Raw genomic sequence first — 26,402 nt, 5'->3', positions numbered from 1 at the left:
AGTGAACTAGGCCGTATTCCTAGTTCACGACTTTAAACGAAAACTCCGACTTTAAGTCGGAGTTTTTGTTCTTTTAATATTGTAAATTGCATAACAACATTGCATTTAATCTCGTTGTGAATTTCAGCGCCTATATTGTTTGAACTTTACAAACTCTTTTAGTAATCAACTGCCAGTAAAACCATTATCTTGGGGTTATTTGTAGATCACGTGAACCGCGTTATTGATTAGTGCTACTGCTACTAATATTAGCATTATACCATTCGGTAATAATAATTGCTCACTCAGCGAGAGTTTAAAAGGGCTTAATCAAGGCGCATGACTGAATGAATAGTAGTTCTCTTTCGAAGTCATGCAACGCAGTGTAAGCCCTTTTAAAACTCGCCTGAAAGGAATGCCCCAGCGAGTTTTGCGCGTTACTTTTTACAAAGAGTGGGTTCTCACTAATTGAAAGGGAACAACCATTACTAAATAGTGACGCCTTAACCAAAAACCGCTGGATGCATTCTGAGTGGCTACTTATTAATGCCGAATGGTATTACTTATAGAGGAGTCTGCGCGTTATTGCCTAACTCACGCTTCGCATTAAAAGATTGTGCGTCTTTTGGAAACCTCTTATATAGTAATTTTGCCATACGTTGTTCTGTGTCTTTATGCACGGTAACTCCGGCTAAGTTGGCCACCGCAATATCGCCATTTTTGTGTAAGTACAACTCTTTACCCAGTAATTCCTGAGTTTCGCTTTTACGCCATTCCGTGTAGCGCCACACCCCATCGGTAACGGTTACCCCCATGTATTTTTTTCCTCTGGAGTGTAAGCTGTAAGCTGCTTCGGCCCATGGCATAGCAGGATCATCCAATAACTTAACTAAACTTTGTCCATCCATTTTAGGTAAAGGTAACCCACTCACTTGGGCAATAGTTGGGAAAATATCGATATTTTCCACTAACGCTTCAGACGTCACATTGGTTTTACGGCCTTTGTGTGAGGTTTCTCGACTGATAATTAAGGGTACTCGTGTGTCTATTTCCATATTCGAGTGTTTATTCCATGCTCCATATTCGCCAATTTTATAACCATGGTCGCTCATTAAAACAACTAGAGTATTTTTGCGTAAATCCATATCATCCAGAGCCTGCATGACTTTTCCCACTTGTGCATCCATGTAACTCACGCTGGCATAGTAACCATGAATTAAGGTTTTAGTGGTTTCATCATCAGCGTCACCTTCCTTTGGTGTTCCTCCATACATACGCAACTCATTCCACTTGGTTAGCGCTAAGCCGTGCATGTTATCTGGTTTGGCTCGACTAGGCACTTTTATGCTGTTTCTATCGTATAAATCCCAATATTTTTTAGGCGCATTAAAAGGTAAATGGGGCTTACTTAACCCAACAAGCATTAAAAATTTCTGATCTTTAACCTTCTTTAACGTACTGATAGCATCACGGGCCACTTGACCATCTTTGTAAAACTCATCCTCCACCTCTCCAGCTTCATATGCAAATTTAGCTCCTTCGTTCCCTTCAATAGCATAAAAATTGGGTAACTTTTTAATATGGGTGGTCCAGCTCTCTTGGTCGTCTACTGTACTGTGATAAACCTTACCAATGCTGATTGTTTGATAGCCGTTCTCTTTAAACAATTGCGGCATAGATACCACGTCAGGGTGATTTAAACGTAACCGCCCTGACCTATCAATCGAATAAATCCCTAACGTTTCAGGACGCAAGCCAGTCATAATACTGACTCTAGATGGCCCACAAATAGCTTGTTGTGCGTAAGCGTGATTAAACCTTACGCCCTGCTTTGCTAAGGCATCAATATTCGGGCTTTTCACCTGTTTACTGCCATACACGCCTAGCTCAGAGCGTAAATCATCAACCAAAAACACTACCACGTTGGGCGATTGTTTAGCCTCAACCATACTCACTATGCTTAAAAGGGTGAAAATGGCGACAAATTTATTTCCAATTTTTCTTGTTAAATTCATTTGATTGCCTCTTGATACACCAAAGTGTATTCACCTGACTTGTAAAGTGTTTGTGGCTGATTAGGTAAGCTCACTAAAGCAGTGGAATTATTTGGAATACTAAACTGCCAAATAACTTTATTGCCTTCACGCTTCCATTTACTAATAATTTCGCCATATCCAGTGGTGTAACTCACGTCAGCCGAATCCAAATCTTTAGGGAATACCGGGCGTAGTGCAAAATCTTGATAACCCACGCAGTCTTCTAATAAACGAATTCCCCCCAGCCCTTCATAAAACCAACCGTCGTAGCCACTGTGGAATGGATGATTTAGTGAACGTCCCGGGGGCTTTTTACGCATTGGATCAAGAGCAGGTATAGTCACACCTTTTCGCTCCCACAAAGTGGTGGCGTTTAACATGTCGAATTGCCATTGATAACCTGGATAACCTTGCGCAGTAAAAATATTAAAGGCAGTATCACCGTAGCCATAATCACTTAACGATTTGTATAAATACGTTTGACCTATTGCCCCTACTGAGCCGTGACCATTCCATGACTGAAGCACATCTTTATTTAAGGCATCGGCCACTGATTGACGCAAGACTTGTGGTGCTATATCAAGCTGCAATGCCATAGCATCTGCCGTTTGGCTGCCATAACTGCCAGTTTCGGTATTATAAAATTCTTGGTGATATTGCTGGCTGATTAAGGAAAACAGCTGACTAAAGTGTTTAGCTTTTTCAGGTTTGTTCAATAGCTCAGACATTTTCGCCATTAAATTAGCTGAATGAGCCAGTAACGCTGAGGTTGTTTTGACCGGCGCGGTATATTCAGAGTTACAACGTTTGCGAGTCATGCCCGGCTCGCGCACAGGATCACACCAGTCTCCATAACTATAACGATCATTACGTATTAGAGCATCTTCCAGAGCGGCTTCACCAGCCGTCATATACTCCAACATACTGTCGTATTGAGAAGCTAATAACTGTAAATCACCATAGTGGCGATAATGCTCCCAAGCAATCATCACTTCAGCCGCAGCCCAATCTAACTTACCACCATGACTACGTTTACCTGGCACTACTGCAGGGGCAACATGGCTAGAGGTTCTAAAATCACCCAAATACTTATCCCAGAAATTCTGCAAATTGTAATTGTAGTTACCTGTAATTAACGCAGCATGAGCATCGCCTGTCCACCCTGCTCGTTCACGAATTGGACAATCCATGGGTAACGCCATTAGATTACTTTCATAACTCCACAATGCCATATCATGGACAAGATTCACCAAGGCATTAGAGCTGCTAAATTTACCTACTCGCGCCACATCACTTCGCACCAAATGAGCTGTGATGGCGTCTAAATCGGGCGCCTGTTCTAAACCGGTAATTTCGATATATCTAAAGCCGTGCCAAGTAAATACAGGGGTCCAAGTGTTAGCAGCATTTCCCTCAGTCGCATCTGCTGCTACATAGGTATCTACTTGTTTTAATAGAGGCGCACCACCACCGGTTTTTTGACTAATATTGCCTTCAACATCAGCCCACTCGGCATAACGTAAATTAATTGCCTGCCCCACTTTTAAGCCAAGCTTGTTTAAATGCAAAGTAGGAATACCCGTGAAATTCTGACCAAAATCTAATACCCAAACCTTTTCTCGTGGCTGATAGATTTTTTTCACTTTCATTTCCACATTGGCTCGAATAGGCGGTAACAATTGAGGTTCAAGCACAAGTGTCGGCCACTCTTTAAGCACCTGAACTGGTTGCCAGTTTGCTAAATATTCAGCACTTTTTTCAGTGTGCCAGTTAGTTTGATATTGCCTAGCATCAAACATTTCGCCAGAAAATAGCCCTTCTTTGAGCACGGGGGAAGGATGGCTCAGCCAATTTTTGTCTGTCGCGACCACTTGGGTTGAACCATCATCAAAGGTTAGCTCTAGCTGCGCGATAAACTTAGGTTGACCATAAGACAATGAACGACTGGGCTGACTAGTCGGGGCGGCATCTGGATTGTTCCATTTACTAAAGGCAATAGCTTCATCGTACCAACCACTGCCTAAATGTACCGCCAAAATATTTTCACTATTACCAAGCAAAGACAAAACATCGTCTGTATTGTATAAAATCCGCTTGTCATAATCGGTTTGCCCTGGATCAGCTAAGCGATCATCTACTTTTTTACCATTTATAAAAATTTCATAATAACCGGCAGCTGTGCTATGCAACCTAGCTTTTACCACTGTTTTATTCGGCGTTACGCTAAATTCATGACGAAATAAACTAGCCGTTGGTTGCGCGGCTAGTTGTTGCAATACACGCTCTTGAGTCTCTCTTTTACCTTTGTGCAAATTATCATTAGAATTTTCATGGATGTTGGCTGCATACAACATCCAGTTTTCTACGGATTGAGTGATCTTAGCCGCCATTTGTTTTTCAGCTTGTAGCCACTTAGCTTGCCAATCAGATTTATTTAGTAAACCCATTTCCCAGCTAGCAATATCACTCCAGTTTTCAGGCTCTGAAGCGCCTTTTTGCCATACCCTAACACGCCAATAGGCTGTGTCGTTGGTGTCTAAGGTATCACCACCATAGGCAATATTTAGGGATTGTCTGCCCGCTATTTTACCGCTATCCCATAGATCGGGTGCATTGATATCTAGTTTACTACTTTGACTGGCGACTTGAATTTGATAGTGAGATTGAGTGGCCACCGGTGCCTGCCAAGACAATCTTGGCTTGGTATTATGTACATTCAGCGGTTTATCTAGCCCTTCTACCAACAAGGCAGTAGGTGAATGGCTCGTGGGTGATAGTGCAATAGATGATGACGATCCCCCTTGTTTATCATCAGCACAGGAGAATAACCCCAGCAAACAAGTGAATAATAGTATTTTCTTCATGGTAATTTGACCCCAACTTTTCTGATATACAAGCTGCAGTGTGAGGCAGAGCTAAATAATTCTATTTATATGGCTTAGTCAGACAGCAGATTTAAAGTGATTAATTATGACAACTTATGACTATCACATCAATTTTGATGTTATTCAAATGTTACTTTGCGACAATCAAAAAAGGGTTGAATAAATCCAAACCCTTTTTACATAACCTGAGTAACGGATAAGAAGTATCACCAAAGCATCTATCAGTAGAGTACTCTGGGGGTCGTTACAAACAAAAAACTCACTTGACCAAGTTTGAATCAAAGTGAGTTGATCTATTTAGAAAAACCGTAAAAACCGATATGAGCAATATCACAAAAAAAGCTTAGTAACCCTAATATGAAATTTCATACTAGTGCTACTAAGCTTAGAGAGATAAAGGGTTGCCCCTTTCAAGTGACACAAACATTAGAATTTGTAGCTGGCACTCACCTTATAAATACGTCCAGAATAACTTAACTGGTGTATCGCATCGTCGTTGTAACCATAGTGTGATACGCCAATTTCATCTGTCAAGTTAATGCCCTGCAAATAAACCTTAAGATCTTTAGTTAAGGCATAAGAGCCAGAAAAGTCTAAGCGTCCTTTGGCTTTGAGCACTCGTGTACCTGTACCGAGGAAACTGTTGGCACCAGCTGTGGTTTGGTCATCTCGCCAGTTATAGGCAAAACGAAGACTCAAGCCGTCATTTTCATAATAAGTAATAATGTTAAATGACTTTGGTGACACCCGTGATAATTGTTGCTCAGCACCCGATTGTTTAACTTTTGTAAAGTTAAATACGCCACCTAAGCCATTCCAAGGATAAGGTAAAAAGTCAAGTTTCTGCTGAATAGCTAATTCAAAACCTTCTACTGCAAGGGTTTCGTCACTATTAACTGGGTTTTGAATGATAACTTCTCGGTTTCTTGGCTCTGGTTGCACTTCCCCTTCCACCCCAGTCAATTCAGGGGTAAATAAGGCCACCTCTTGACATGTTTGGCCCACAAGCTCAATGGCACCAATCAACTCATTTACCAATGCATTTGAGCCATCAGCCGGGCAATATATGTCGTCATCAGTACCAAATAAATTAGTAATATCTTTTTTGAAATAACCAATTGATATCGCACTACCTTCACGGTTATACCATTCTAATGACAAATCATAATTATTTGCGCTATAGGGTTTTAATGTTGCGTTAGGTAAGTCAAGATTAATTGTGTTGTTACCTGGACGCAAACTAGGCGCAGGGCGTTGTCCATTAATATTAGGTCTGACAATACCTTCAGAGTAGGCAGCACGTAAAATAACATCTTCTGTTAGTTCAAAGGCAATGTTTGCCATAGGTAGGGTATTGCTATAACTATCGTTAAAGGTAAGAGGTGTACCGGTAAAGTTTCCTGCTTCGTCACTACCGAGTTGCACACCGTCAAACGTATTGTCAGTCTCTACGTAACGCACACCAAAGTTACCTGTGTAGGTAATATCTAATGGCAACTCGCCTGAGAAATCAGTCATTAAGTAAATTGCCGTAATGTCTTGTTTTGAATCAAAGTTATAATCTAAAAACCACGCTTCACCGCCAGGTGTTCTTGCTCTATCCCAAAATCCTGCGCGGTTCATCATTACCGATTCGTGTAATTGAGCCAAATTGTTTGGCAATGCTAGGTTGTTACGATCGGTTACTATACCATTTTGTAATGCGGCAATTGTGCCTTCATTATCCACAGTTGCCCACCCACTGTTTTCATCAAAAGTCCCTGGGATTTGGCCATTAAAGAAAGCTGATTGCTGAGCTGATAACGGGTTATTTGATATCAACGATGAGTTGAGATTAGTCAAGTTAATACCACCTAAAGCATTCACCCGGTCAATACTCTCCATGTCTTCGGTTTGAAAACGTCCACCAAATTTAATTGAGTTAAAGCGTAAACCATTACCCAAACCAAAGTCGGTATAACGCTGAGCATTAAACTCAGCGCTGCTCATGTCTGTTAATAAATCACGAGTACGACCATTAAGGTAAGTATTAAGATTTCGTCCTTGGTTTTCAGGAGAACGTAAGGTCACACTATTGACTGTAATAGGGACATTTTCTGGCCAGGCTAATCCATCATAAACATAGGGAACCTCTAGACCACCACTAACTTGGATGGCATTTACGTCCCCTCTACCCGTGTTAATGTAACCATTAAAACCAGTCGGAGTTTGGTTCGTTGCACGATTCCCTACGTGATTATAACCCACGCCAATATTAGTAAATTCATTGGTACCTTTAGAATGAGAGACTTTAGCATCATAAACCCAATCATCTGCAATATAATCCGCATATAGAATCACACCTTCTGATTTTTCATGAAAGGTGGTTTTACGGTTTTCGTTTTGTAATTTACCATTTTGAAAAGACACGCCAGGGGCGATATATGCTTGGCCTATACCGTCTTCTGATAAGGCAGTATAAGCAAACGGTGCCACGTCCATATCTAAAGTTACTTGGCTTTGATAATAATCGTTACCCGGATTAGTTAAGTGTAAGCCCGTTTCAAAATTAGTGACCTCTTTAGTACCATCATTTAAGTTACGTTCAGACACTAAGATGTGTGCACCCAGCTTTAAATCATCTGTTGCACGGTATTCAATATTACCGCTAAATGAATGTCTGTCACCATCACTATATTGGGTCACATTTTTTGCTTTATGTGGTATACGTATTTCAGCATCGGCTGGCACACCCCATGTTTCCCTATATTCAGCAACGTTAGTAGCGCGAACGCCGCCATTGGTATTTCTACTATTAGTTGTGTCTTCTACAGATACATAGTCAATAATATCAAAGGTATCTCGTCTGAATTCTTGACCCGATTGACTAAACTTAAAAGCAACCGCTAATTTATCTTTAATTAAATGTTTAACCCCAGAAAACTTAATATTAGGGCTAAATGACTCTGGTAGATCTTCGTACTGAGCACCAATACTAATAGTGGCAAGGCCATCTTTTTTAGATAAGGCTTGCTGTAATTTCTTATCAATAACACCAGCTACCCCACCTTCTTGCAGATCTGCGGTAGGCGATTTAACCACGGTTACACCATCAAATATCCCTGATTCAAAAGCAGAAAAGGGGTTAGGCGCACCGACACTATCACCACCAGCCGGGCTAGGCGTGGCAAAAGATTGACCAAAAGCGGTCGTTTTAACAAAGCCGCTACTCAAACCACGTAAACTAATAGTAGATTGACGACCTTCTGTTTCTGAGTTTAACTGCACACCTGGCAGGGCTTGTAAGGCTTCACCTAAGTCAAGCGCAGGTAATGCATCAATATCAGTGGCTGAAATCGCATCAACAATTGACGCAGCTTCACGTTTGGTATTAAGTGCATTTTCTAATGAACTGCGAACACCCGACACCTCAATGACTTCAACACTATCAACGCTATCTCTGGCCTGCAGAGCAGCATTAACCTCTTGAGCTATTACACTTGGCGAGCTAACTGCAAGTATAAAACTAGCAGCACTGCCCGTTAATAAATGTGTTTTCAATTTTTTATTGTTGCCAATGGTTGGGGTTATTTGAGTTATTTGTGTTTTTCTCATTTCATTATCTCTAGAAAGTGGTCATCCACTTTTGATTATTATGTTAAGTGAGTTGCTAAACGCACAATTATTAAGCACCCACCACAATAATGATCACTTAAAGTCACAACAAGGCACATGCAATCATATGAGCGCAAATGTATATTAAAACAATTTATTAACAATCTTTATTTGACGGATATATTTTTGTTCTAACGATAAAAATATTTGTGAAATTAACAAGTGGAATTAGTGGTGTGAAGAATGCTTTAGCCAGTCCAAAACCCGTTTACGGGATAAACAGTTTAGATGGCTAAATTCATCCAAAACCAGGGTTTCAAAGCCACTCAGACCGTTCAGGATGCTGCATTTACATGCAGCAGCGGCCACCACATTCTAATATAGATGCGACAATAACTGGGCCGTCTGTGAAGCTCCCAATATTTGGGTTTAAATGGCGCCTAGGATTAAATAGAAAGCTTGGTGCTCTAGAGAGAAAAAACCAAAGCGCAAGAAAGAACGCTTTAAAAAATGTCAATTCTAAACACAATAACCAAATAAATTTCGTTCAAACCAAACGCTTTTTAATTGAGGCGCTTACTTGAAGGCACTTTCTTTTACAAAAAGTGGGGATTAAGTCAAAAGTCAGCAACACACAAAATATATGGAATATTTTTGAACAGCTTTAGCTGGCCTGCTTGCAGGTGAGCTACATGGATGTAGCGAGTAAAGAGTAAAAAGCGTTTAGGACGACCTACTTTCTTTAAAACATAATACGCAGCGTTTGTGCAATATTTCTGATGCTTTAGCACTCACTCATTTATAGCAACTACACTCGCACTTAATTGTATAAATACCGCACAACTAGCTGCAAAAACATACACAAAAGATCAACAACCCCTAAGGTTCATTATTAAATCTGCCCCACATATTTATTCGTATCACTTAGTGGTGCTATGCCTTTTATTGCAACGGGATTAAGAATGAGATGTCAAAGAATTCTGAAAGGTGCCAACAAAAAATAGCGCTACCAAGTAGCGCTATTTCAATCAAACGAGTCGATTAATTATATGAAACAATTTATTCAGGTTTGGTAAGTGGTACGGCTGTAGACTCTGAATTAGTCGTTGAACCATTTGAACCTGCTCTGTATAACCTTTCATGAACAAAAGCTGTTCCTTCAAGAATGTCGTTATCATCAGCACTTTCAAAGGTTTCGCTATATACTTCTGTGGTACCAGCCACATCAGAATAAAGTGTAAAGTCATCGATAATCACCGGTGAGCCACCTTTCGTTTGAATATCAAAATATCCAACCCCTTCATTCTGTAGACCAGCACCAACAGTCATTGAGGCAAAGGTATTGTCTGCATTAAAGGTCATAGCGTCAGACGAGATAGGTGTACCATCAATTGCAAGGGATACTTGGGCAGGTGTGCCGCCTGAACTATCCCAAGTAAACTCAACTAAAAACGGCGTACCTTGCACCACTTTCTCATTAAGCGAGTGATATTTGCCGTTACCTGTTTCGTTATTGAGTCTAAGTTCGCCGTTAGCTCTAACCGTTAAGGCTAAATAGACTCTATGCAGCTCTTTACCTTTCCACGTTCTGCCGCTAAATACTAATTTAGCATCTTTAGTAGAGGTATCTGGGTATTGCATGACAAACGACGCTTTACCTTGAATGTCGGTTAGCTCTTTTACATCAATAGACCACTTGGCATCTTTCCCATCAGCTCCACCAAAATGCCCAGCTAAATTACCACCCACCAAGGGGTTAATCATTATGGGAATAATAGCATCAGTACCATCTACCGACGATACGACTAATTCATCAATCAAAGCGTCTGGCAATATCACGCCGTCACCTTTGTGGTCTTTAATGACATCAAGGTCACCATTTAACGTGTAGGTCCAAGCACCACTTTCATCGATAGAGTATGTCCCGTAAGTCGACGTCATATTCTCTACCACTTCAAACCTTTCTTCATCGAAGTTAGGATCGGTAATAGTTAACATGCCTTGTGCTTCGGGCGCATTAATATTGACCTCAACGTCAGGGTTTAAAATCGGCTCCTCACCTTCCACAGGCTCGATATCTGCCGTGCCAGGGATACCATCAATATCGGCAGGCACTAATTGTGAGCCTTTAATTGTGATAACCACACTTTGTTCTGTGCCATCTAATGAAGAGATGAAAAAACTATCTTCTAATGTAGGCGGTGTATCCGTTTCCTCAACATAATTTAAGGCTTTAACATCAGCTAAAGTCTCATCGAGATCGTACGCCCATTCACCAGTATCGGCATCAAACGTCACTGCACCATACATAGCAGTTGGGTTTTGTTCAGGTGTAAAGAATGCTTCAGCAGGGTTTGCATCTCCTACCCTTACAATGGCACTTTTACTGCCATCATCATAAAATACAGAAAACGTCAGTGCGCCACTAAATACAGCCGGCACGTCGATACCATCAATCGTAATATTTACGGCTGTGGTAGTGCCGTCAGCAGTTTTCACTGAAAATGGCTCTTCGAGCAAAGACGCCATATCTGAGCTAACCAAAGCAACTACCTGCTCATTGCTATTATCCAGAGTATATTCCCATTCTCCTGCAGCGTTGATAGTAAAAGTACCAAATTCCCCCGTAATTTCAGCAGGATACATAAGCGATTCACCGGGATTTACATCGTTTACTTTAAGCGTTCCGGATGGATTAGCGGCTTTTGTCACCACACCAGAAAAGTCCCCTGAAATGTCAGGCGCGGCTGCCGGAACAGTCTTCTCATCGTCACTACCACACGAAGATAATGCTGCAATCATTGATAAAGCTAGGAATGTTTTATTCATCATTTTTCCTTGTTACATATTCTTTTTATAGACCGCTGCTAGAGACGCGGCCTAAATTTTAATTAAAAACTCAAACATTCAATAAATTATAGGTCTCGTACAACCGTAATATTATCTGTCGTGATGTTTTTATAACGAGGGTTAGCAGTGGCCTGAATATCATCCCCATCACTGTTATTTGAAAAGCTTTCTTCAAAATCTGGCGTGTCAAATTTCACATCAGCATCAATGTTTGTATAAAACTTAATATCATCGATCAATAACGCACCTGTGCCACCATCATCTGCACTTTTACGCACCCAAAAGCGTGCTTCGTCTAGGCATTTATATAATCGACTCCCTGCTACTGATTGCGCCACAATACGTTGTGTTGGATCATCAGGAATGGCATCGTGACTTGAACTGGCAGTGGTATCATTAATTAATAATGTAAGGTAAGTCAGGTTGGTTGCAGAACTGAATTCCCAGCTCATCTCAAAGTCAGTCCATTCTCCCGGTGTGAACATTTGGTCAAACACGACTTTGTCTGTAATAAACTGGTTGTTTTCATTTTTAGCGTAGTCAGCCGCACCATTTCGATAAGACCCCCCTGGCTTTATTTCAGCAGACCACATTTCAAACTCACCTTCTGGCTGAATATAATAGGTCGCCACTCTTCGGTTATCGCCGCCACCATCATTATTACCGTTCCATGCAGCACAGGTCATACCGATATTACCGGCCATAGCTAAATCTTCAGTAATTTTAGCTCTGAACAAAATTTTGCCATTAGCTACATCAGCAGAGGTAACACCACCGTGTAGAAAATCAATAGCAAACACACTAGTTAAGTCAGTTTCACTTGGAATATTTGCCGCGAAGTTTAATGGCGCACCAGTGATATTAACTTTAAACTCTTTTGCCGTGCCATCGGCTGAATAAACCATAAATGTTTCTTCTGTGGAATCTTCTGGTGTCACTAGGCTCTGTAAGTCTGGGTGTCTTTTGTCAAGTTCATATTCCCAGCGCCCATCGGAAAATATAGTAAATTCACCATATTGAGCTTCGCCTACTTCTTGAAAAGAAGACTGCGCAAAATTTGGATCGTACACTTCTGCTTTACCAAAGGCTGACGTACCGGTTAATGACACATTTGCCACAAAAGCCCCTCTAAATTGCGCTGGGCTTGCGGCATCTGTACCACTGATATTGATATTTAAGTTTTCGGTTGTGCCATCAAGTGAGGTTAATGTGATGACGTCAGTTAAAGTGCTAGAAGGAGCACCTTGCAGTGCAGCTACTTCAGAATGGGTTTCATCTAAATCATAAGTCCAAGCACCATCACCGTCTTCGGTCATAGTAAATGTACCGTATTTTGCTTCTGGTACTTTGGTGTAATCAGGGTCTGCTTCACCGAAGTTAACATCGGTTACCACAATAACACCTGAAGCTGAGCCATGCCCAAAGGTCACCTCAACATCCATAGTGTCACCACTAGAGCCATCAAAGCCTACTTGGGTGGTATATTGATTATTGAAATTAGCCGGCACTTTTTTGGCTTCGCTATTGTCGATATCACATGCAGATAATGATGCAATAACAGACAATGCCAGAATTTGTTTTTTCATTTTGTTATTCCTGTAATACTGTTCTTTTGTTCAATTTATATTGCGTAATACGACTAACTAAGAGAAAAGTCCTCACTACGCAATAACAAAGAATCCTGTAATGAATCGGTAAAATTAAAAGTTATACGATAAGTTCGCTGTATAAATTCGACCCGCATAACGAATACGATTAATTGCTTGGTCATTGCCACCAATATATTCGTACTCTTGACGATTATTCAGATTGAATGCCTTCAAATTGACTCTTAATTTTTTAGTGACTCGATAAGATGCGGCTAGATCTAAGCGCCCACCTGCGGTTTGGGTTCTGGCATCACTGCCCAAGAAAGACACCGTGCCGCCAGCACTTAATAATTTCTCATCTTGCCAGTTATAGGCTAATCGAATACTAAAACCGTCGTTTTCGTAGTAACCAATTAAGTTGCCTGAATACGGTGCAATTCTAGTCATTGGCTGACCACCACCTTCATCCAAATCAATTTTAGTAAAGTTAAACACTCCACCAAAACCGTTCCAGGGGTAAGGTAAGAAATCTAGTTTTTGCTGAATAGCTAACTCATAACCTGTAACTGTAATTGGAATATCACTATTAAAGGTCTCTTTAATAATCACTTCACGATTAGGGATAATTTCGCCATCATCACTTTCAAACTCACCGATTTCTTGACACAGGCCTGTGGCAGAACCGTCGTCAATAAACTCTAACTCACCCACGTTCCATTTTTCATGGTCACCCACTGGACAGACAGTTTGAGTTTGAATTTGCCCTTCAATTTCTTTTCTAAATACGCCAAGAGAAATGGCTGAACCTTCTCGGTTATACCAAGCTAACGCAAGATCAAAATTGTTTGCTGTATAAGGTAAAACCTCTGCTTTAGCGTTTTCTAAACGTACAGTTGCTCGACCATTATCATTCACAGGGCTAGGAGTTTGTGCTAATAAGTTTGGACGTACCAAGGCTTTCGAATAAGCGGTACGTAACACCACATCATCACTTAACTCGAATGCTAAGTTTAATGACGGTAAGGTATTTTCGTAATCTGTTTCGACTAATATCGCCACACCATTACCTTCGTCATCAAAACCTTGGCCAATAACGTCATTAGTGGTTTCAATGTAACGCACCCCCGCATTACCGGTATAACTAATATCGCCGAATTCACCGGCAAATTTACCCATTAAATAAACAGCATTAATCGCTTGGTCTGCATAAAAGTTATTACGAAAATATTGATTAAGACCATATTCATAATCGCTGGTTACATTGTGGAGTTTAACTGCAAAACCTGTAGGGTCGGCTTTATCCCAATCTAACAGTACATCGCCACTGTCCTGGTTTTCGAAGTCATAGGCAACCATACCGGTTTGTACAAGTTTGGCTAAGTTTTCCGAATCTAGTACGCTCCAGCCTGCATTAGAACCATAGTGCCCATCATAATCACCATTAAAATATACGGTTTGACTGTCAGAAGATAATTGATCTTTATAAAGTTTTTCTTGGGTAATCTGCGATAGGTTCATCGCCCCGCCGCCAACACGGTAATCAACCGCTTCAAGAGTTTCCCGAGAATGACGACCACCAAACTTGACACTGGTTAATTCGAAGGCATCCACTCCCCAATCAACATAGTGCTCAAAGTTAAGTTCAGCTGATTCAAATTCACGAATTGGACGAGAAACACGGCCATTGACATAATATTGCAGTTTTTTACCACCATATAGTGCCTTTTCTTCGTCAATTAATGCAGCTAACTCTTCGTCGGTTAACGCATCAATTTCTGAAGTATTAAGCCCACTAGTTGCTTTGTCATAGAAATAGCCCTCAGGAAAATCATTAAAGTCTACAGGATTAAGTTTGGCATCTAAATCACTACCAAATGAGGTAAGCGGCACATAGCCCCAACCATTTTGAAATCTTTGCCAGGAATTTTCACCTAGGTCATAAAGTGGCTCACCTGTTTCTGGATCAGTTTGATTATAAAAACCATTTACATCAGAGTAATTATAATCATCGTAACCTTCTATGCTTGCAAACGCCTGACTTAACTCCCCATTGCCAGTATTAATCACGCCATTGATACCAGTAGGCGCATTTAAGAACCTTTCTCCAGAATCTAAGTCGGTATAGTATTGATTATTATTTCTATTGGAATGACGTAAATCTAAACCAGTTAAAATACCTTCACTGTTAGCTTTAGATTTACTCACAGTTCCATCAATCACCCAATCGTCATTCACATAGTTACCGTACAAAAAGATACCTTTTGCTTCTTCTTTACTAGATGACAAACGGTTTGAAGGGGTCCATGACACATTAGTCATTTCAGCATGAGTTACCGCATAAACAGGAATAGTCGCTAAGTCAGGGTGATGTATATCTGGATTATAATTAAGATTGGCATTATTACTTAACTGGATAGGAGCACCGATTGGTGTCACTCTTTGTGTATCAAGTGCACCATTTGAATCATTTCGACCTATAGAAAATTGCACATCTTCCATATTACTTTCACCTAAATCACGTTTAGTGTAGAGAAAGTTGGCGCCTAATTTTAATGAATCTGTGACTTGGTATTCAATATTACCTGTTGCAGAAATACGGTCACCACGTGAATTTTCAGTTACCTGCCCCGCTTTTCCAATGACTTTTACTATCGCAAGAGGGTCAGTTATACCGTGCTCAGCTTTATAGGCATTTAAATCTTCAGCACTAATAAAAGTAGTATCTTTAATTGCATTATTTTCAATCGTATTTAACGAGGTATATTGAGTAAAGTTAGCTGTATCACGACGGAAATTTTGTTCAGATTGAGCCACTTTAAAAGCAACAGCTAGTTTATCTTTAATCAAATGCTTTGAGGCTGAAAATTTATAAGTTTGATCCCAGTTATCGGCTAATTCTTCGTAACGCGAACCAACACTGAGTGAATATTTTCCGTCTTTTTTACCTAGAGCACGTTGTAATTTTTTATCAACCACACCACCGATTCCACCTTCTTGGATATCTGCTGTAGGCGCTTTAATTACGGTAACCCCGTCAAAAACACCACCTTCAAAGGAACCAAATGGGTTTGAACTACCAACATTACCTCTACTACGACTCGGTGTAGAAAATGACTGGCCTTCAGCAGTCACTTTAGCGTAACCTCCTGGTAAACCACGTAAGTTAATTTCTGAGTTACGAGAAGCATCATCAGTATTCAATTGAATACCAGGAATGGCTTGTAACGCTTCACCTAAGTTAAGAGCCGGCAATGCGTCCATATCAGCAGCGGAAATAGCATCAACAATCGATAAAGCGTCACGCTTAACGGCAAGAGCACTTTCCAAAGAGCCCCGTACGCCGGTCACTTCGATAATCTCTGTTTCATCTTCAGCTTTGTTAGAATCTAGTGCCGCTTTTACTTCTTGGGCAAGCACACTGTATGAACTCACCGTTAAAAGTAATGCAGCGGAACCGCTTACCAATATATTTTTATTTTGCATAGTTTAATATCTCTTATAGTGTGAACTGATTGTTTTTTATTTGTTTGCTTCCCGCAAAAAAGGCCAACAAAACACACAAAAAATTAACAATTACAATTAGATTACAATTGCAAACCAATCAAAACAAGTCATAAAGGGTCACAAATTAAGCATTCCCCACATTTTACATACATTAAAGTGTTGATATTTAAACAAATAAGTAGAATCAACCAACTAATTAAAAACTAAAAAAAACTAAAAACATAACTATAATGTGAAATATATATGGGCAGTAGTAAGACTTTAAGCTACGAAAGGTAGTTGTAAGCGAAGATAATTTAGTGTGATTTAATGCGAATTCACTAAGGCCCAACAGGCCCTACCTAACAGAACGACAAAAGATTAAAATGCTCGACAGATATTTTATAAATACCTTACTCCCTAAAAACCCAACCCAAATGATTAACTATGAGTTTTAATGAGTGCAGTTGTTTGGTATTGTATATAATTAGTTAACCATGTGTAACATATCTGATATCTATCGTTATAAAGATACATTAATTAAATCATTTAAATTCTTTCATAGCGGTTGATTCAAAGTACTTAACAACCCAATAGCCGAGTATCAAAATGAAAAACATTGTTAAAAATACTTTAACCCTATCTTCAAATTTAATGGTTAAAGTTAAGATGCCAATATCAATACTGGTCATTGCCTGTGCTTTTGGGGGTTGTAGTGTCACGCAAACCGCTAAAGAAAACACAAAACAACCCAACATATTGTTTATTTTGGCTGACGACCATCGCTGGGATATGTTGGGCAAATACCACCCTATAATTAACACCCCAACTTTAGATACACTTGCCAGTAAAGGTACTGTATTTAAAAATGCTTTTGTCACTACGCCTATTTGCGCCACTAGTCGCGTGAGTATTTTGTCTGGATTAACCGAGCGCACCCATGACTTTACCTTTAGTCGCCCTAAAGCAGGCGCGGTTGAGTCTGCCAACATGTACCCCAATGTGGTAAAAACAGGCGGTTACAGCACAGCCTTTGTGGGTAAATATGAAATTGGTATTTCTGGTAGCAATGAAGAAAGATTCGACTATTTTAAACCTTTATTACAAGCCAAAACAGCTGAATATAAAGGACAAACTTTACCGCAAACCTATCACATAGCTGAACTTGCCAAGGACTTTATCGAGCAATCACAAACCACAGGCCAGCCATGGACTATGGCGGTGAACTTTTGGAATCCCCATGCTCACGACCGAGATTTAGTGGACCAATACCATTACCCTGAAGAATTCGAGAGTATGTATGCCGATATTACGATCCCATCAGCAAAGTTCTCTGATGATGTGACTTTTAACGCCTTACCTAAGTTCTTAAAAGAGTCTATTGGTAGAGAGCGCTGGGAATGGCGTTATAACAGCCCTGAGAAGTATCAAAAAATGGTCAAGCGTTATTACCGGGCTATCAGTGCGGTAGATAAAGCCGTAGGCATGATTTATCAAAAACTCGAAGAAACAGGCATAGCCGACAATACAGTCATCATTTACATGGGTGACAACGGTTATAACTTGAACGAACGTCAATTGGCTGGCAAATGGTTCGGTTGGGAAGAAGACTTACGTGTACCTTTAATTATTTATGATCCACGTAATCAAAACAGTCATGGTAAAGAAGTCCAAAAAATGGCACTTAATATTGACGTGACTTCTACTATTGTCGAACTAGCAGGTTTGCAACCACCTGTTAGCTATCAAGGTAAAAGTTTAGTTCCGCTACTCGGTAATGAAAAAATTAGCAATCAAGCCAATACCAAATGGCGAGATGAATTCTTCTTTGAACACATGTACCAACCTAAACGCACCTTTATCCCCCCCACAGTAGGTATACGTACAGAAAAATGGAAATACGTAGATTTTTATAAAAATGGTTTTCAACAGTTGTTTGATTTAGAAAAAGATCCACAAGAAGCATATAACCTGATTGACTCACCGGCTCACCAAACAGTGATTAAACAGTTGAGTGATAAAACCGATCAATACATACAAAAATACGAAGCCGCGCGTTCAGATGAAGTGAAGCAAAGAAGCTCATTTATCAATGTACGGCACCAACAGTCCCCTAAATACGGGAAATAATTATGCATAGACGAGATATCTTAAAATACGTAGCAGCCGTGACTGGCACAGCAATTTGTGCTCCGTTAACCACAGCTCTATTAAGTGGCTGTAGCAAACAAGCCGAAATATTACCTCCAACAGTGGCCACTGGCCCTAATTTAGCTGATGGGCAATTTTTTACATCTGATAATTTACAACATCTAGTTCAAATTATGGACGTGATCTTGCCTAAAACAGATACACCTTCTGCCTCTGATGTGAAGGTACATATGATCATGGACAATATGTTTGATAAGGTGTTTACTCCCCAATACAAAAAGAACTTTTTAAATTCTTTTGCCAAGCTCAATGATTATTTGGCCAGTAAAAAATTCCCAACAGCTTCAGCTAACGAACAAGCCCTGTTGTTAACCCAATTAGAGTTAGCCCAAGAGCCCAGTCAAGGTTTCAAGGCCTATATCGATATCAAACAACAAACGATTGCTTATTATCTAAGTAACGAACAAATCGCAGAACATCACCTTAATTATTTACCTATTCCCGGCGGCTATACACCTAGTATCAAAGTCGCTGAAGTGGGCGGTAAGGCTTGGGCTGAATAATTATGTCTGGAGAAAATATGACAAACACATTTGACGCAATTGTAATTGGCTCAGGCATATCAGGTGGCTACTCGGCCATGGAGCTATGTAAAAAAGGTTATAAAACCTTAATGTTAGAGCGTGGCCGCATGGTTGAACACGGAGACTACCCCACTGCCCATATGGATAAATGGGATTTACCTAATCAAGGACAAGTCAGCTTAGAAGAAAAAGAAAAACACTATTTCCACCAAAACAAACTGAACTGGTGGGTAAAAGAAGATGTAAAACATTTCATTAATAAAGATGATGAATATCCCTACGATGAAGACCAACCTTTTGCTTGGATAAGAGGCCATCATGTAGGCGGACGTTCTGTTATGTGGGGCAGACATTGCCCACGTTGGAGTGATCTTGATTTTGCAGCCAACAAAAAAGAAAACATTGCGGTTGATTGGCCTATTCGTTATGCCGATATCGAATCTTGGTATGACTATGTTGAAACCTTTGTTGGTGTTGCAGGCCAAGCTGAAGGACTGCCACAAGCTCCAGACGGCAAATTTATTGCGCCCTTCCCGCTCAATCATGTAGAACAAAAAATGCGAGAAGCGGTAAAAGAAAAATATCCTGAAAGAGTAGTCACACCTTGTCGTACAGCAAACTTAAGTGAATACAACCCAGAAGTACATAAAGGTACTCGTGGTCAATGTATGGCACGTAACCGCTGTAAACGTGGTTGTCCATTTGGCGCGTACTTTAGTACTCAATCTGCGACTTTACCGGTTGCCAAAGAAACCGGTAATTTAACCCTTCAATCTGATGCAATAGTCATGGAAATTATCTATGACGAAAAACAGAAAAAAGCCACAGGGGTAAAAGTAAAAGATGCCAATAGCGGCGAAATTACTCATTATTACGCTCGTATTATTTTCTGTAATGCTAGCACTGTGGGTACTGCCGCTATTTTACTTAACAGTCGCTCAGAAACCTTTCCAAATGGTTTAGGTAACGGTAGCGGTGAGTTAGGTCATAACTTAATGGATCATCATTACGGCATGGGCGCATCAGGCACCTTAGAAGGCTTTGACGAAGAATATTACAAAGGTCGCAAACCTAAAGGTTTCTTTATTCCACCTTTTACTAATATTAGTCAAGAGACCAAACAAGCTGACTACCTACGTAACTTTAGTTATCAAGGTGGTGCGTCTCGAGCCACTAATGCGCCGACAGGCGTGATTGGTAAAGACTTAAAAGATGTCATATTTAAGCCCGGAAAATGGCGCATCAATATGGAGTGTTTTGGTGAAATATTGCCTTATCATGACAACCGTATGTACTTAAATTTTGATAAGAAAGATCAATACGGTTTGCCTATCATTACTTTTGACGCAAGTTTACGAGAGAACGAAATTAAAATGCGCGAACATGGGGTAAAAGCCGCAGCGGAAATGTTAGCAGCCGCTGGCTGCACCGATATTCGTACCCGTAATTCAGTTACCACTATTGGAGCTTGTATCCATGAAATGGGTACCGCCCGTATGGGTCACGATCCAAAAACCAGTGTATTAAATAAATGGAACCAAATGCATGAAGTACCTAATGTATTTGTCACCGACGGAGCTTGCATGACTAGTGCTGGCACGCAAAATCCAAGTATCACCTATATGGCATTATCTGCCAGAGCGGTAGATTATGCGGATAAACAAATTAAATCGGGTAAGTTGTAAAAAAGGTCCCCTTATGAAAAATTTAAAATTAGCCATAATACCAGTCGCCTTAAGCTTAGTGTTAACTGGCTGTGGTAAAGACAATACACAATCAAATAAAATTAAGACTGAATCAACTGAAACGGTTGCCACCCAACAAGCTTCAAAAAGTGCCGAGGCCATTCGTTCGTCAGCTTATGACATCGCTTCACGCTCTGCTCAGTGGCAGCTAGACCAGATTGGCAACTTAGATTACATTCCTGAATCACATCGTGCTAAATCAGAAAATGCTAAATTTTGGATCCAAGCCGCGTTTTACATAGGGTTAACTCGTTGGACAGAATTCGCCAAAAACAAAGAGTTTTTGGACTATATGCAAAACGTAGCAAAGACCGAAAACTATGATTTGTTGCAAGACCGCCCTTATCACGCAGACGATCACACCATTGCCCAAACCTACTTATGGTTAGCTGAACAAACAGGCAATCAAGAAGCCATTAAGCCTACTCAAAAAATGTTCGACATGATATTAGCCAACAAGCCCAATGTTGGTTTAGAGATGTTAGATTCTACCGCCAGTGGTAGTGGTAAGGTGCATTTGGAAGGCAATTGCCAATTACGCTGGTGTTGGGCTGATGCGCTATTCATGGCGCCCCGTGCATGGTTACAAATGACCAATGTAACAGGCGATCCTAAGTATTTTGAATATGCTGACAAGGAGTTTTGGGCAGCAGCTGATTATTTGTTTTCAGACAAATACGGGCTATTTTTCCGTGACAGCCGTTACTTTGATATGAAAAGTGATAACGGTGAGCCTGTATTTTGGGGACGAGGAAATGGTTGGGTATTTGCTGCAGTTCCTTTAATTATTGATGAATTACCTAAAGACCATCCTTCCCGTGCTCGCTATATAGAATTATATAAAAAGAACGCGGCAGGTTTACTTAAGTTACAAACCGAAAGCGGCTATTGGCCCGCCTCTTTGATGGATCCAAATAAAGTCAAAACCCCTGAAGTCAGTGGCACGGGTTTTATAACCTTTGGTCTAGCTTGGGGTGTGAACAACGGCATTTTAACCGATCAAAAATCAAAAGATATTGTGCAAAAAGGTTGGGCCGCTATTGAAAAAGCTGTATCACCTAATGGCCGAGTTAATTGGGTGCAACATGTGGGTAAAGGACCCGACCCTATTAAAGAAACCGATTCACAACTCTATGGTGTAGGCGCTGTTTTATTAGCCGCATCTGAAATGGCTAAATGGAAATAACTCTTACTCAATAACAAATTTAAGCCGCTGCCTTCATCCGCAACGGCTTTTTTATAGCCTACAGATTTTATTTAAAGGACACAGTAATGAAAAATAAATTAGCAATATGTGGATTATCCGTTCTAATAGCACTAGCTACCGCTGCTTGTAATTCAACTTATTCAAAAAACGAAACCACTTCAGCCGCGACACAAAACCTATCGATTTCCCAGTCAGCCCAAGATATAGGTCAGCGTGTTTCACAATGGCAATTGAACAACCTTGATGATTTATCCTATTTAGCCGAGCGCTATCACAACAGTAGCTCAGATCCTAAAAAATGGATCCAAGCTGCATTTTATATAGGATTAACACGCTGGACAGAAACGGTCGATGACGTTCAAGCGCTGCAACATATAACCCAGATGTCTAAAGCAGAAAATTACGCGTTATTAACAAAGCGTCCTATGCATGCGGATGACCATGCTATAGGCCAAACCTATTTATGGTTAGCTGAACAAACCAATAATATGGCTGCGATTAAACCTACCCAACAACACTTCGACACCATACTTGCCAACAAACCTACTGTTAGCCTAGAAATGATAGAAGAGCACCCTAATCGTCGTGGATTTGAAGGTGCCTGCCAAGACAGATGGTGCTGGTCAGACGCATTATTTATGGCCCCAAGAACATGGTTAAAACTTGCCAATATAACAGGTGAAAACAAGTATTTTGACTACGCAGATAAAGAATTCTGGGCAACCACTGATTATTTATTCTCTGAAGAGCATCACCTATATTTCCGCGATAGCCGTTATTTCACTGAAAAAAGTGACAATGGCAAACCGGTATTCTGGAGCCGAGGAAACGGCTGGGTATTCGCTGGCCTTCCTCTAATTATCGACGACCTTCCACAAGACCACCCTTCGAGATCTAAATACATCAGCTTGTATAAACGTTTCGCTGATGGCCTAGTACGAGCACAAAAAACCGATGGATATTGGGCGCCTTCTTTACTAGATCCGGATAAAGTGAAAACACCTGAAACCAGTGGAACTGGGTTCATTACCTTTGGTTTAGCTTGGGGCGTGAATAACGGTATTTTAACCGAACAAAAATATATAACAGCGGTCACTAAAGGCTGGAACGCTATACAAAAAGCGGTTCAAGCCGATGGAAAAGTGAACTGGGTACAACAAGTGGGTAAATCGCCTGATCCAGTGGCTGAACATGAAACCCAGTTTTATGGTGTGGGTGCAGTGTTATTGGCCGCAGCGGAAATGACTAAGTGGTCACACTAAATCAATTTTACCTTTTTATTAAAATATAGCCGATGCCTTATGGCATCAGCTAATTTATGCTCGACATATTTTCATTTAAGGAAGTACCAATGAAAAATAAATTAGCAATATGTGGATTATCAGTGTTTCTTGCCCTTAATATAGTGGCGTGTGGCTCAACACAACCTGATCACAAAAGTGTTACTACACAAAATTTATCCATCCAAGAGTCAGCTCAACTAATAGGTCATAACGCAGCTAAGTGGCAAGTGGATAATATCGAAAAGGGAAATTACGATTATTTAGCCACGCGATATCATAAAGGCAGTTCAGATCCTAAAAACTGGATCCAAGCGGCCTTTTACATTGGCTTAACTCGCTGGACGGAAACAGTCGACGACAAAACTTTGTTAGCCCATATCGACACTATGGCTAAACAACAAAACTATGACTTAATTCAACGAAGATACAAACACGCAGATGACCATGCCATTGGTCAAACTTATTTATGGTTGGCAAAACAAACAAATAATCCAGCGGCTTACCAAAAAACCCAAGTGATGTTCGATAAAATTTTGGCAAATCATAAGAACGTAAGCTTAGCCATAGATGAAAGCAAACCTAAATTACCCGGCTACAAAGATGCATGTCAAGAAAGGTGGTGTTGGTCAGATGCACTATTTATGGCACCTAGAACTTGGTTACAAATGAGTAATATGACTGGTGACAAAAAATACTTCGATTTTGCTGATAAAGAATTTTGGGCCACATCCGACTATTTGTTTTCTGAAGAGCATGGTTTGTTTTATCGAGACAGCCGTTATTTCACTATGAAAAGTGACAACGGCCAACCTGTATTCTGGAGTAGAGGCAATGGTTGGGTATTTTCCGCCCTGCCCCTGCTCCTTGATGATTTACCTAAAGATCATCCTTCGCGCAGTCAATACATTGAGTTGTATAAAAAGAACGCTGCGGGTTTAGTTAAAATACAAAAACCAGATGGTTATTGGGCTGCCTCATTACTTGACCCGAACAAGGTCAAAACTCCAGAAACCAGTGGTACAGGCTTTATCACCTTTGGATTAGCTTGGGGTGTGAACAACGGCATACTCACCGACGATAAATATGTGCAAGCCGTAAATAAAGGCTGGAAAGCCCTAGAGCAAGCAGTATTACCTAATGGAAAAGTTACTTGGGTACAACAAGTAGGTCGTTCACCTGAGCCTGTAGCAGAGCATGAAACTCAACTCTATGGTGTGGGCGCAGTCTTGTTAGCTGCTTCAGAAATGACAAAATGGAAAAAATAAAGTGCATAACCAGATAACACTCACATCCAAGAATTACTTTTTAGCTACAGTCGCCTTAATACTTATGTCAACGGGTTGCAACACAGTCGGCAGAGCGAATAAGACTCAAACGAGTATGGTGCAAGAACCTATTTCTGACTCCACCATACTGCAAGCTGATTTTAGTCAAACTGAAAATCAAATAGGCACTGTCTTTGACTTTTTCGATGTGAGTGTCAGGACCCACAAAGGTTCGCCCAACTCTACCCCAGCTACATTTGGACGCCGAGCAAAAGTGAATACAGTTAGAATGTTAGGTGGCTGGTCGGATAAAAATCTCGAAGCAGATACCTATAAATGGGACGGCGAGAAATATGTTTATGACTTTGAACAAGCCACTAAACGTATTGATAGTTGGCTCGCCAAAGACTGGGATATATTTCAAATTGTACTAGATAACCCGCCTTGGGCGTTTCAACATGGTTTCACTTTTGTTGATACACCAAATGGCGTCAATTATTTAAAGAAAGACCAAGTAGGCGTGTATGGTAATCCACTGCCACCCAATGATGCCAATGCTTGGCAGCAATATATCCACGCTTTTATGCAACATTTAGTGGCTACTTATGGCGAAGAAAAAGTACTGCAATGGCGCTTCAGAGTAGGCTCTGAAATAGATACCCGCCCGCAACATTGGGCAGCCACCCGCCAAGCGTTTTTTGATCATTACCAAAATACCGTAACGGCTGTACATGCTGTGTTACCCGATGCGCAAATCGGTGTACATTTTAGGGAAGCGTCTTTTACCAGTAAGTACATTGATTACACAGGTAACACTGAAGATTCCTACGCCACACACTTTGTTAGTTGGGCCAAAAAGTACAATGTGCCCTACGATTTTTTTGCCGTGTCCTATTACCCGCATATTACTAAAAAACATGAGTTGGATATGCAGCGAGTTTACCAACATGATATGGCACCTATTACCGAACATCCTGATTTTAATGCAAACGCAAGTTTTGAAATACATGAGTTTAAATTTATTATTAAAATGAAAAGAGCTGGATTCGAAAGTGTTGCCACATCACATGCCTCAGCATTTTTTGCCATGTTATCTAAGTTAATGCTTGAGAAAAATATCCAAAATGTTTTTCAATGGGGTACGGCTAAAAATGGCTCGTATATTCCAGAAGCTATGACCCAATTGGCATTACACCCTATGGTAGGTAATCAACTGTATGCTAATCAGGTAATTCGCAAGCCGCAAATAGCAGGCAATCTAATTGACGGTATTTTTACTAAACACCCAGATAAAGACCTATACCAAGTATTAACCTTCAATTTTAATAAAGATAACCTCGACTACCAACAAGCAGAACAAACCCAAATAAAGGTAGTTTTGGACAAACCTGCAGGTACAAAATATCGCTACCGTGTGGCCAATATTGATAGCAGCAATAATATTGACCAAATGTTTGCTAATGATTTTCCCAAAGCCAACATTTTACAAAGCCAAGGCGGTTGGAGAAAAGCAGGAGTACATCAAACAGCCTCGCTAAATAGTGCGCTAAACGAACAGGGGAAAAAGGTTTACAATGCAAACAAAGGCAAGTACGGCAAATCCAACAAACTACTTTGGAGTGACTGGCTCAAAGGCAATACAATTGCCAGCGAAACGTTACTCAATGACACCATTCAATCGAGCATTAATATTGACAGTAAACTGGCTTCTTTTGCAGTGCAAAGCTATGAAATTCAACTGATAGAATAAA

The 26,402-nt window shown here is 40.5% G+C and carries 13 protein-coding genes; 7 read left to right on the top strand and 6 right to left on the bottom strand.

Annotated features, from left to right (window positions below):
- Positions 1–542: 542 nt before the first annotated feature.
- The 6 genes from L0668_RS02470 to L0668_RS02445 all read right to left on the bottom strand — a co-directional run bounded on the left by L0668_RS02470 (position 543) and on the right by L0668_RS02445 (position 16,416).
- Positions 543–1,994 carry a sulfatase gene (locus L0668_RS02470; RefSeq protein WP_235310471.1) on the bottom strand — a complete coding sequence of 484 codons (1,452 nt, stop codon included), beginning with the start codon at positions 1,992–1,994 and terminating at the stop codon, positions 543–545.
- A complete protein-coding gene (locus L0668_RS02465; RefSeq protein ID WP_235310470.1) occupies positions 1,991–4,879 on the bottom strand; it encodes an alpha-L-rhamnosidase in 2,889 nt (962 codons plus the stop codon). The genes L0668_RS02470 and L0668_RS02465 overlap by 4 nt, the downstream gene beginning before the upstream one ends.
- A 447-nt stretch (positions 4,880–5,326) precedes the next feature.
- A complete protein-coding gene (locus tag L0668_RS02460) occupies positions 5,327–8,494 on the bottom strand; it encodes a TonB-dependent receptor (protein ID WP_235310469.1) in 3,168 nt (1,055 codons plus the stop codon).
- A gap of 1,059 nt (positions 8,495–9,553) precedes the next feature.
- Positions 9,554–11,323 carry a VCBS domain-containing protein gene (locus L0668_RS02455; RefSeq protein WP_235310468.1) on the bottom strand — a complete coding sequence of 590 codons (1,770 nt, stop codon included), beginning with the start codon at positions 11,321–11,323 and terminating at the stop codon, positions 9,554–9,556.
- Between the two features lie 86 nt (positions 11,324–11,409).
- Complete coding sequence (locus L0668_RS02450) at positions 11,410–12,930, bottom strand: VCBS domain-containing protein (RefSeq protein WP_235310467.1); 1,521 nt, start codon at positions 12,928–12,930, stop codon at positions 11,410–11,412.
- A 114-nt stretch (positions 12,931–13,044) separates the two neighbouring features.
- Positions 13,045–16,416 carry a TonB-dependent receptor domain-containing protein gene (locus tag L0668_RS02445; protein ID WP_235310466.1) on the bottom strand — a complete coding sequence of 1,124 codons (3,372 nt, stop codon included), beginning with the start codon at positions 16,414–16,416 and terminating at the stop codon, positions 13,045–13,047.
- A 609-nt stretch (positions 16,417–17,025) separates the two neighbouring features.
- Here L0668_RS02445 and L0668_RS02440 point away from each other — a divergent pair.
- The 7 genes from L0668_RS02440 to L0668_RS02410 all read left to right on the top strand — a co-directional run bounded on the left by L0668_RS02440 (position 17,026) and on the right by L0668_RS02410 (position 26,401).
- Positions 17,026–18,546 carry a sulfatase family protein gene (locus tag L0668_RS02440; RefSeq protein WP_235310465.1) on the top strand — a complete coding sequence of 507 codons (1,521 nt, stop codon included), beginning with the start codon at positions 17,026–17,028 and terminating at the stop codon, positions 18,544–18,546.
- Between the two features lie 2 nt (positions 18,547–18,548).
- Complete coding sequence (locus tag L0668_RS02435) at positions 18,549–19,130, top strand: gluconate 2-dehydrogenase subunit 3 family protein (protein WP_235310464.1); 582 nt, start codon at positions 18,549–18,551, stop codon at positions 19,128–19,130.
- 17 nt (positions 19,131–19,147) lie between these two features.
- The gene (locus L0668_RS02430) at positions 19,148–20,836 is read left to right on the top strand and encodes a GMC oxidoreductase (protein WP_235310463.1); all 1,689 of its coding nucleotides are present in this window, start codon (positions 19,148–19,150) and stop codon (positions 20,834–20,836) included.
- A 13-nt stretch (positions 20,837–20,849) separates the two neighbouring features.
- Entirely contained in the window at positions 20,850–22,082 is a 1,233-nt protein-coding gene (locus tag L0668_RS02425; RefSeq protein ID WP_235310462.1) for a glycoside hydrolase family 88/105 protein, read from the top strand.
- Positions 22,083–22,168: 86 nt separating this feature from the next.
- The gene (locus tag L0668_RS02420) at positions 22,169–23,365 is read left to right on the top strand and encodes a glycoside hydrolase family 88/105 protein (RefSeq protein ID WP_235310461.1); all 1,197 of its coding nucleotides are present in this window, start codon (positions 22,169–22,171) and stop codon (positions 23,363–23,365) included.
- An 89-nt stretch (positions 23,366–23,454) separates the two neighbouring features.
- Complete coding sequence (locus L0668_RS02415; RefSeq protein ID WP_235310460.1) at positions 23,455–24,651, top strand: glycoside hydrolase family 88/105 protein; 1,197 nt, start codon at positions 23,455–23,457, stop codon at positions 24,649–24,651.
- A 1-nt stretch (position 24,652) separates the two neighbouring features.
- On the top strand, positions 24,653–26,401 hold the full coding sequence (locus L0668_RS02410) for a GH39 family glycosyl hydrolase (protein ID WP_235310459.1): 1,749 nt from the start codon (positions 24,653–24,655) through the stop codon (positions 26,399–26,401).
- Position 26,402 lies beyond the last annotated feature (1 nt).

Origin of the sequence: Paraglaciecola algarum (assembly GCF_021532655.1) — a bacterium.
Lineage (GTDB): Bacteria > Pseudomonadota > Gammaproteobacteria > Enterobacterales > Alteromonadaceae > Paraglaciecola > Paraglaciecola algarum.
Note: the sequence above shows the minus strand (reverse complement) of the source record. Positions and strands in the feature narration are given on the sequence as shown.

Coding starts and splice junctions, on each gene's coding strand:
- L0668_RS02415 (WP_235310460.1), top strand. CDS start 23,455: ATGAAAAATAAATTAGCAATATGTGGATTATCAGTGTTTCTTGCCCTT.
- L0668_RS02440 (WP_235310465.1), top strand. CDS start 17,026: ATGAAAAACATTGTTAAAAATACTTTAACCCTATCTTCAAATTTAATG.
- L0668_RS02445 (WP_235310466.1), bottom strand. CDS start 16,416: ATGCAAAATAAAAATATATTGGTAAGCGGTTCCGCTGCATTACTTTTA.
- L0668_RS02460 (WP_235310469.1), bottom strand. CDS start 8,494: ATGAGAAAAACACAAATAACTCAAATAACCCCAACCATTGGCAACAAT.
- L0668_RS02450 (WP_235310467.1), bottom strand. CDS start 12,930: ATGAAAAAACAAATTCTGGCATTGTCTGTTATTGCATCATTATCTGCA.
- L0668_RS02425 (WP_235310462.1), top strand. CDS start 20,850: ATGAAAAATTTAAAATTAGCCATAATACCAGTCGCCTTAAGCTTAGTG.
- L0668_RS02430 (WP_235310463.1), top strand. CDS start 19,148: ATGACAAACACATTTGACGCAATTGTAATTGGCTCAGGCATATCAGGT.
- L0668_RS02420 (WP_235310461.1), top strand. CDS start 22,169: ATGAAAAATAAATTAGCAATATGTGGATTATCCGTTCTAATAGCACTA.
- L0668_RS02455 (WP_235310468.1), bottom strand. CDS start 11,323: ATGAATAAAACATTCCTAGCTTTATCAATGATTGCAGCATTATCTTCG.
- L0668_RS02470 (WP_235310471.1), bottom strand. CDS start 1,994: ATGAATTTAACAAGAAAAATTGGAAATAAATTTGTCGCCATTTTCACC.
- L0668_RS02465 (WP_235310470.1), bottom strand. CDS start 4,879: ATGAAGAAAATACTATTATTCACTTGTTTGCTGGGGTTATTCTCCTGT.
- L0668_RS02435 (WP_235310464.1), top strand. CDS start 18,549: ATGCATAGACGAGATATCTTAAAATACGTAGCAGCCGTGACTGGCACA.